Genomic DNA, 8,896 nt, shown 5'->3' with positions numbered 1-8,896 from the left:
GCCATCATCATGCCGGGCAGCGACTTGTCGCAGCCGGCGAGCCCAACCAGCGCGTCGTAGCAATGGCCGCGCATGGTGAGCTCGACCGAATCGGCGATGACCTCGCGCGACACCAGGGACGACTTCATGCCCTGGTGACCCATGGCGATGCCATCGGTGACGGTGATGGTGCAGAATTCGCGCGGCGTGCCGCTGGCGGCCGCGACGCCCTTCTTGACCACCTGCGCCTGGCGCATCAGCGAAATGTTGCAGGGCGCCGCCTCGTTCCAGCAGGAGGCGACCCCGACCAGCGGCTGCGCAATCTCGGCCGCCGACAAACCCATGGCATAGAGATAGGAACGATGCGGCGCACGCGCCGGACCGACGGTCACATAGCGGCTAGGGAGCTTAGCCTTGGAGATGACTTTGGCGTCCATACTCTTCCTTGCCCCATCTTCCCTGCAAATGGGGCGGAGCGGCCTGCCCCCTCGCCGAGCCTTTTGGCGCGTGTCCCGAGACAAGATCGAGGTGCGCCGGGTTTATGGCGGGAAATGGGCAATTTCCTCAGCCTGACCTCTACCGCAGGGGTTGTTCAGAAAGTGTTGCCAAAACGTCACAATAGCAGGAGGGCGACAACAGCGCGGCTTATGTGCACGCGGCCTATATGAATGGCGCACGGGCAAGAGCCGCCCAAATGAAAAAGGCCGGGTATTGCCCGGCCTTTTTGTAAAATTCTCAACAGGTTAGAACTTGATCTTGATACCGCCGGAAAATGCCGTGACCAGATCGTTGCCAAAATCGTAGGTGGCGTCGTCACCAATAATTTTTCCGTTCTCGCCAATCACTATGCCGGAATGACCACTGGTGAGCACACCGACTGCACCGGCCAGGCGAACCTCAATGTTGGGCTTCGGCGTATAAGCGACGCCGCCACCCAGCGTCCAGGTGTCGGTCTGCGCGCCGAAGCCATGCGAGGTGCCGCGATCCCAAGTCAACTGACCGGCTCCACTCCACTGATCGTTGAACTTGTGGCCGATACCACCTGATACGGTCCAGCCATCACGATACATCAGGTCAAGGGAGGTTGCCTCTGCCGGGCCGTTGGTGAAGCAAAGTGAGGACGGAGCCCCCACCGGGCAGATAGGAACGCTCTGCAGCAAACTCCAGTTCACCCACTTGATCGAACCGAAGGCAAGCCAGCCGGGAGCGATACCCGACTGCAACTTCAGCTCCACGGAATCAGGCATGTACTGTGTTGATCCGTAAATATCGGTAACGCCTCTGCCAATACTGGTGAGGTCGAGCGCACCCGAGATATTGTCGAGCTTGACTTTCGAATTGTAGACAAGGCTCGCGCGCAACGCGATGTCGGGGATTTCATAAGCGACGCCTGCGCGCCAACCCCAGCCACTGGCCTCGAGATCGACACGGCCTGTCAATGCTGGGAGTACGTTTACCAAGTTTTCTTTGAACCCCGAGATGTCTTGGAAAAACAGCCCGCCGATAAAACGAAGTTGGCCCTTGCCCGCATCAAATTTATAAGAGCATGTACCAGCGTAGTTGTTGCTCTTGATATCGGTTTCCGTATTGGAAAGCGCACCATTCCACATGCCAGGTGCGGTATGCGCGCCCCAGGGCTGCGAATAATCGACCATACAATCCACGCCTTGCACGACCTGGACCTTCATTCCCACGCGCGGAACCCAATAGCCCTCGGCTCCGTCGGCCGAGGTGCCCAAGCCGAGATCGGCTCCGCCTGGACCGCGCGCATTCTCGTACTTGCGGTCCGGCATCACATAGGTCGCTTCCGCTTCGGTCGCGAACGGAGCCGGATCGAACAGCAGATCGATATCGTAGCCGCCACGCTCCAGGCCGCCGGCATGTGCCGGATTCATCGCCGTCCCGATCAAAGCCAGCGAAAAGCAGCCCGCCCCCAGCAGCGCCTTCAGTCGCAGAATAGTCATGAAATGTCCTCCCCGAATTCGAGTGCACCAAGCTAGAACCAATTCAGGTTAACGGTGCAACAACGAATTCGCGGGCGTACATGTACACACTGGCCAGCCGCATTTTCGAGGAAATGCAACCGGGTGCGGCAAGGCCGAAAAATGGTCTGTGAAGGCTGAGCGGCTCTCAAAAAACAGGGAGAACCATCCAAAAAGGCTCGAAAACAGGCCTTTTTTGGGCTCCAGGAGCCCCATTGTTACATTATGGCAACAATGGGGCTAAAACTTCCGTTTACGTCAATATTAACGCAACGGAATGCTGATTTTCCAGGCGGAAAACCAGCATTTTAGAGGGGTCTAAAGTCTCCCGAATCTACCCTCAGCCGGCGTCGCGAACCCTGGCCAGCGCGATCGACAGCTTGTCCTGTGCATCGCGGTATTCGGCGAGCTTTTCACGCTCGGCATCGACGATCTCGGCCGGCGCGCTGGCCACGAACCTCTCGTTCGACAGTTTCTTGTGCAGGCGCGCGATCTCCTCGGTCACCTTGGCCAGTTCCTTCTGCAACCGTGCAGCCTCGGCGGCGAGGTCGATCAGGCTGCCAAGCGGCAGGCAGATCGTCGCCTCGTTGAGCACGATCTGCGCCGAACCCTTGGGCGCGATATCGGCAAGCGAGATGTCGCCGACCCGCGCCAGCCGCTTGATCGCCGACTCCTCGCGAACGAGGCGCTCGCGTGTCACATCGTTGGCGCCGACCACGACGAGCGGTGCGATGGCTGCCGGCGGCACGTTCATCTCCGAACGCACGGAGCGGATGCCGGAGACGAGGTCGACCAGCCAATTGATGTCGGCTGCAGCCTCGGCGTCTTCGAAGTCCGGTGACGGCCACGTGGCATGGCACAGCAGCGAGGGGCGTTGCTTGCCTTCGCCAGCGGTCTGCGCCCACAGTTCCTCGGTCATGAACGGCATCATCGGATGCAGCAGCTTGTAGATCTCGTCGAGCACGAAGGCGACGCAGGCTCGGCTTTCGGCTTTGGCCGCCTCGTCGGTTCCCATGAACACCGGCTTCAGCAGTTCCAGGTACCAGTCGCAGAACAGGTTCCAGACGAAGCGGTAGGCGGCGCCCGCCGCCTCGTTGAAGCGGTATGAGGTGATGCCGTCGGTGATCTCGCGCGCCGCCCGCGTCAGCTCGGTGAGGATCCAGCGGTTGACCGCCAGCTTGGCGTCGTTCAGCCAGAAATCGTCATTGCGCGCGACCTCGTTCATCTCGGCAAAACGCGTCGCGTTCCACAGCTTGGTGCCGAAATTGCGATAGCCGGCGATGCGCGCCGGATCGAGCTTCACGTCGCGGCCTTGTGCCGCCATCACCGTCAGGGTGAAGCGCAGCGCATCGGCGCCGTATTCGTCGATCAGGTCGAGCGGATCGATGACGTTGCCTTTCGACTTCGACATCTTGGCGCCGTTCTTGTCGCGCACCAGCGCATGGACATAGACGGTGTGGAACGGCTCCTCGTCCATGAAGTGCAGGCCCATCATCATCATGCGGGCGACCCAGAAGAAGATGATATCGAAGCCTGTCACCAGCACGTCGGTCTGGTAGTAGGTCTTCAGCTCGGGAGTCTCATCAGGCCAACCCAGCGTCGAGAACGGCCACAGCGCCGACGAGAACCAGGTGTCCAGCACGTCCTCGTCGCGGGTCAGGATCTCGCCCGGCTTGAAGTTCTCCAGCTTGTCCTCGACCCAGGCCTTCCACGGTCCTTCCAGCGCCAGATAGAATTCGATCGCGGCGCTCAGCGCCTCTTCCTCGGTCTTCTCGACGAAGACGCGCCCATCCGGCCCGTACCAGGCCGGAATCTGGTGGCCCCACCAGAGCTGGCGCGAGATGCACCAGGGCTGGATGTTCTCCATCCAGTCGAAATAGGTCTTTTCCCAGTTCTTCGGCACGAAGTTCGTGCGACCTTCGCGCACTGAAGCGATTGCCGGTTTGGCCAGCTCCGCCGCATTGGCATACCATTGCTCGGTCAGGAACGGCTCGATCGGCACGCCTCCGCGATCGCCATGCGGCACCGCATGGCGATGCGGCTCGACCTTTTCGAGGAAGCCGCCCTCTTCCATCAGCTCGACGATCTTCTTACGCGCGACGAAGCGATCGAGGCCGTCGAGTTCGTCCCAGACCGCCTGGCGCTCCGGCGTCACCTCGAGGCCGGCAAGGAAATCCTCATTGTCCCTGAGACTTACCGCCGCCTCCGTGGTCAGGATATTGATCGCCGGCAGCTTGTGGCGCTTGCCGACCTCGAAATCGTTGAAGTCGTGCGCCGGCGTGATCTTGACCGCGCCCGAACCTTTTTCCGGATCGGAATACTCATCCGCCACCACGGGAATCCTGCGGCCGACGATCGGCAGGACGATGTTCTTGCCGACCAGATGCCGGAAGCGCTCGTCGTCGGGATGCACCGCGACGGCCGTATCGCCCAGCATCGTCTCCGGGCGCGTCGTCGCCACGGTGATGAAGGTTTTCGGGTTTTCCGGGTCGAAGACCTTGCCTTCGACGGGGTAGCGGAAGTGCCAGAGATTGCCATTGACCTCCTGCTGCTCGACCTCGAGATCGGAGATCGCGGTGAGCAGCTTGGGGTCCCAGTTCACAAGACGCTTGTCCTTGTAGATCAGCCCTTCCTTGTAGAGCGTGACGAACACTTCGAGCACCGCCTTGGACAGGCCTTCGTCCATGGTGAAGCGTTCGCGTGACCAGTCGGCCGAGGCGCCGAGCCGCTTCAGCTGGTTGAAGATGGCACCGCCGGATTCGGCCTTCCACTCCCACACTTTCTCGATGAACTGTTCGCGGGTCAGGTCGCGGCGATGGATCTGCTTTTCCATCAGCTGCCGCTCGACCACCATCTGCGTGGCAATGCCGGCATGGTCCATGCCCGGCTGCCACAGGACGTTCTTGCCGCGCATGCGCTCGAAGCGCACCAATATATCCTGCAGCGTGTTGTTGAGCGCGTGTCCCATATGCAGCGAGCCGGTGACGTTCGGCGGCGGGATGACGATGGTGAAGGCCTCCGCCCCCTCCTCGGCCCCGGCACCGGCGCGAAACGCGTCGGCCTCTTCCCAGACTTTGGCGATCTTCGGCTCGACGGTTTTGGCGTCGTAGGTCTTTTCAAGCATGGGAAAATGGTCCGCGCTGTCGGGAGTTTGCTGGTCCGGTGTAAATCGGAAGGTTTTGGCCAAGTCAACCGCAAGGGCTGTCTCGGACCCTCACAACCAGATAGGCGCGGCCTCAGTCATTTCAACGGAACGCGATCCGTCGTCCTGCCGACAACGACTTCACCAAAAGAAACGGCGCCACGAAGGCGCCGTTTCCTCTGGGCAATCGGCATGGGGAACTACTGCGCCCCGCGCGCCACGCGCTCGATCTCCTCGCGCACCAGCCTTTCGACCAGTGTCGGCAGATTGTTGTCGAGCCAATCCTGCAGCATCGGCCGCAGCATCTCTTCGGCCATCTCGTCGAATGTCTTCTTGCTGCGGCTGGCAAACGCGTCGGAAAGCTCGCCAAAGGCAGCCGCGACCTGACGGCCGGTGTGCTCGGAAACGATCGCCGGACGCGGCGCGTCGCTGGCCGCCACCGGCCGCACCACGCTTGCATCCGGACGAGACGGCTCGGTAGCCGGTTTCGCGGCCGGTTCATCCCCTGGAGCCTCCACGGACGGCTGGGCAGCCGTCTTGCGTGCCTCGCTCCGGTCCGACACCGCCCTGGCCTGTTCGCCAACCGCGGCGATCTCGCGACGCCAATCGGCGATGGAAGCGTCGGCGACAGGACGCGATATTGGCGCTTCAGCCGTGATTGGCTCCGCTGCAACGCGGGCGCTGACCTCGGCGAGTGTCATCGATGGCCTTGCCGGGCTGGGATCGGGGCGCACCGGCGTTTCCATGCGCGCCACCACCGGCTCGGCCGGCGGCAGCTGTGACTGGACTTCCGCCAGCGTGACAGGCTTCCTGCCCTCGGGGGCGGCATGCAGGTCGGCACGAAAAGCTTCCACGTCGGGGGCTGCATAGGCGCTCGACGCGCGCTCCAGATCCTGGCTCAGCTCATCGGCGTCGCCCGGCTGCTTGCGGCCGCCGTCGCTGTCCTCGATGATCCGCCTGATGGAAGCCAGTATCTCTTCCATGGAAGGTTCGCGCTGTGCGCTGCTTGCCGTTGCCATCGTCACATCCGCCGCCCTTGTGACCCCTGTTGGGTTTTCCGCTCCGGCAGAGCCGGATCGAATCATGGCCACAGCGTAACCGACGGATCGCCGCACGAGAATCCCCAATCTGGGGACTTGTGGGATTTCAACAGATTAGCGCCATCTGAACCCGAGAGCCGCAGCGCGAAAGATCCTGCTCAAGCAGGGAACACGGCCAGTTCAGGCCGAACGCCTCAGCGGCCGTCCGGCGTGCGCAGTCCGTACCACTTGTCCTTGACCGCGTTGTAGTGCTCTTCAGGCTTGTATTTCGCTACCTGCAAGCCAAGGCGGTCGACGGACAGACGGCCGGTCGCCTGCAGGATGGCGTAGCTCGCCACCACCACATCGTGTTCGTAACCGGCCTGGTTGATCTGGGCGGTGATGACCGTCGCCTGCGCATTGAGGACGTCGAGCGTGGTGCGCTGGCCGACATTGCGCTCTTCGATGACACCGTTCAGTGCCAGCTTCGCGGCTTCGATCACTTGCCTGTTGGCCGTCAGCTGCTGCTGCGCGGCGGTGTACTCGGTCCAGGCGGCGGTGACGGCCTGGCGCACCTGGTCGCGGCTGACATCGACCTGGATGCGGGCCTGGCTGAGCGATTCCTTGTCCTGGCGCACGATCGCCGAGGTGCGGCCACCCGAATAGATCGGGATGGTCAGCGTTGCCCCGACACTGGCCGAATTGGTCGTGCCATCCTGCGAACCGACACCCGGCAAAGGCGAGGTATTGCGATAGGCGCTCGAAACGCCGGCGGAAGCCGACAGCTGCGGCAACAGCGCACCTTCGGCCGACTTCACCGAAAACGCCGCGGCATCGACCAGATGCTGCGTGGCAAGGATGGCCGGATGCTCGTTCGAGGCCACCCCGACGGCGGCGGCGAGGCTCGACGGCAACAGCTTTGCCACCGGCGAAGCGCCCTTGAGTTTGCCCGGCTCGTCGCCAACGATCTGGCGATAGAGCGCCGCACTTGCCAGCGCCTGCGCCCGGGCAGCACTCAGCGACGCCACCGCGGCGGCGCGCGAAGCGTCGGCCTGGGCGACATCGGTGCGCGTGCCTTCGCCAACTTCGAAGCGCGAACGCGCCGCGCGCGCCGTTTCGGTCAGGAACTGCAGGTTCTGCTCGGTCAGCACGGCGACCTGCCGGTCGCGAATCACGTTCATATACGCTTGCGCCGCGCTGAACAGGATGCCCTCTTCAGTGTTGCGCAGGCTTTCGACCGAGGCCCGGACCTGCGCTTCGGCGGCAGCGACATTGTTCCTGGTCTGAAAGCCGTCGAACAGCGTCTGGTTGATCTGAACGCCAAAATTGCCGGTGGTCAGCCGCACGCTTGAATTGGTGCCGTTGAGATGGCTGCTCGAATAATCGATATCCGCCGAGCCGGTGACAACCGGGCGGTAGCCCGACTTGGCGATGGCGACACCCTCGTCGGTGACGCGAACGCCGGCACGGGCCGAATTCAGTGAAGAATTGTACTGGTAGGCCTTTGCAAGCGCGCCGGAGATGGTTTCGGCTGAAGCGGCCAGTGGGGACAGCATGGTCGCCGAAACGAGGACGGCGGTGAAAAGTGACTTGCGTAAAGACGGCACGGTTAAACCCTCATTCGTTTTCCATGGGAACCGCGCCGCGCCTGCTTCTCTCATAGATCAGCCGGCGCCGCGTGTTCGTGTTCCCTGCTGCTCACCCCCAAAGTGCCCCCAGTTTGGCATCAGCAGCGATCGTTCAAATGCAAGCGACCATGACAAAGCCTCTGCTGCAAGGCCAAATCATTCAGAATTCGAAAGCACGAATGCGTTCAAACCCCGGTAGTGGCTTAATTGCCGCATTAAATGCACGTCTTCCGGTTACAACCCCCCCGGCCTTGAAAAAGAGACGGGCCACGCCGGAATTGCCCTGCCCTTCGACGGCGACGAGTCGGCCGCCTTCGGCAAGCTGGTCGAGCAACGGGGCCGGCACTTCCGCGACACTGCCACCGATAAAGATAACATCATAAGGCGCCTTGGCGGCATGCCCCTGCGGCAACGCGCCCTGGACGACGGTCACATTGCCGCAGCCAAGCGACGAAAGCGTCGATCTGGCGGTTTCCGCCAGCGCCGAATCGTTTTCGAGCGCCACTACGGACCCGGCCAGCCGCGACAGGATGGCCGAGGCGTAGCCCGTTCCGCAACCGACATCGAGCACCGAATCGGTCGGGTTGATCTCGGCCAGCTGGATAAGCTTGGCCAACGGCGACGCTTCCATCAGGTAGCGCGAACCGTCCGCGCCGGCTGCAATGCGGATGTCCTCGTCGATATAGGCGAGATCGCGCTGGGCGGCGCCGACAAACATCTCTCTTGGGACGACAAGCATTGCATCGAGTAGCGGCGCGCTGGTCACATCTGTGGTGCGGACCTGGCCGTCGACCATCTTGACGCGTAGTTCGGAGAAATCAGCGCTCATGTCCCAACCAGTCCGCTTGCCGCGCCAGAACCGCGGTCCATTGTGTCAGGAACTTCAGGCCCCTGCGCTGCCGCGCGGGGGCCCGGGCATTGGAGGCCTCGCCCGGAATCGAACCGGGGTGCAAGGATTTGCAGTCCTCTGCGTAACCACTCCGCCACGAGGCCTCATTGCTCCCGGCGTTCCACCCGGTTCCAATAGGTTGCGGCGAAAATGCCGTCAAGCGGCCACCTTGCATTCCGAACGGTTTCCTCGCGTCAGTCCGGACGGCGTCCGGCAAATCATCGGACCGCTTTATTAGCGGACAGTTAAGCATAGCC

6 protein-coding genes and 1 tRNA gene are annotated in these 8,896 nt (G+C 62.2%); all 7 read right to left on the bottom strand.

Translation table 11 applies throughout. The annotated features are described in order from the left end of the window. Positions 1–416: dihydroxy-acid dehydratase (locus tag ENZ75_RS11825; protein ID WP_206616520.1), on the bottom strand; the 416-nt coding region annotated here is incomplete at its 3' end. A 306-nt stretch (positions 417–722) separates the two neighbouring features. Further along, a complete protein-coding gene (locus ENZ75_RS11820) occupies positions 723–1,943 on the bottom strand; it encodes an OmpP1/FadL family transporter (protein WP_128278112.1) in 1,221 nt (406 codons plus the stop codon). A 358-nt stretch (positions 1,944–2,301) separates the two neighbouring features. Then, complete coding sequence (locus ENZ75_RS11815) at positions 2,302–5,085, bottom strand: valine--tRNA ligase (RefSeq protein ID WP_013531281.1); 2,784 nt, start codon at positions 5,083–5,085, stop codon at positions 2,302–2,304. 218 nt (positions 5,086–5,303) lie between these two features. Beyond that, positions 5,304–6,122, bottom strand: a complete 819-nt coding sequence (locus tag ENZ75_RS11810; RefSeq protein ID WP_013531280.1) for a PopZ family protein — start codon at positions 6,120–6,122, stop codon at positions 5,304–5,306. 215 nt (positions 6,123–6,337) lie between these two features. Next, a complete protein-coding gene (locus ENZ75_RS11805) occupies positions 6,338–7,729 on the bottom strand; it encodes a TolC family outer membrane protein (RefSeq protein WP_063168121.1) in 1,392 nt (463 codons plus the stop codon). Between the two features lie 181 nt (positions 7,730–7,910). Further along, positions 7,911–8,579, bottom strand: coding sequence for a protein-L-isoaspartate O-methyltransferase (locus tag ENZ75_RS11800; RefSeq protein WP_024503837.1), 669 nt, complete (start codon positions 8,577–8,579; stop codon positions 7,911–7,913). A gap of 90 nt (positions 8,580–8,669) precedes the next feature. Further along, positions 8,670–8,743, bottom strand: a tRNA-Cys gene (locus ENZ75_RS11795). Positions 8,744–8,896 lie beyond the last annotated feature (153 nt).

Origin of the sequence: Mesorhizobium sp. M7A.F.Ca.CA.002.04.1.1 (assembly GCF_004022805.1) — a bacterium.
GTDB classification, from domain to species: Bacteria; Pseudomonadota; Alphaproteobacteria; order Rhizobiales; family Rhizobiaceae; genus Mesorhizobium; species Mesorhizobium ciceri.
This window is presented reverse-complemented; position numbering and strand designations above follow the sequence as displayed.